The following is a 518-nucleotide window of genomic DNA, read 5'->3' as shown; positions in this document are numbered from 1 at the left end:
TTGTTCTTGGTAACGCTTTGTAATCTCGCGATTCACTCTCAGAAATATCCAACGCAATAGAATGATATTGAGAGTAATTAGTTAGCGTCAACTCAGCTTTCGCATTGTCTAACGTGGCAAGCTCTTCGCTCACGGTATCAGCAAATGAGTAAGTGCGAGTGCCTACCGTTTTACCAAAGTCCAAACTAATCGTCTTAAATGGCGTAAATTCCACAGTTTGAAGCTTCGTCGTAAGACCTGGATGATCCGCTTTATTAATGGTGCCGTTAACCAATACGGTTTTAGTTGTATAGTTACGTGCAGTTAACGTCACTTCCACTTGGTAGTCGCCAGCATGCAGCACTTTCAAACGACCAGAATCTGAAGATAACAACTCAACCACCGGCTCAGCTTGGTTAATCAGACGGTAGCTTGCTTTGGCTTCTCCCCCACTCATCACAGGTGTGAGAACCGCCCCAGCAGAAAAGTTCAGAGTTGGATAAGTAATAGAAACCGGGTTGCTACCTTGTTTAATCGTT

Annotated in this window: 1 pseudogene; it reads right to left on the bottom strand. The window is 44.0% G+C overall.

Annotated features, from left to right (window positions below):
• A pseudogene (locus R8N49_RS30440) lies at positions 1-518 on the bottom strand (cadherin repeat domain-containing protein); the annotation flags it as partial.

The organism is Vibrio sp. 1978 (assembly GCF_033344345.1).
This window is presented reverse-complemented; position numbering and strand designations above follow the sequence as displayed.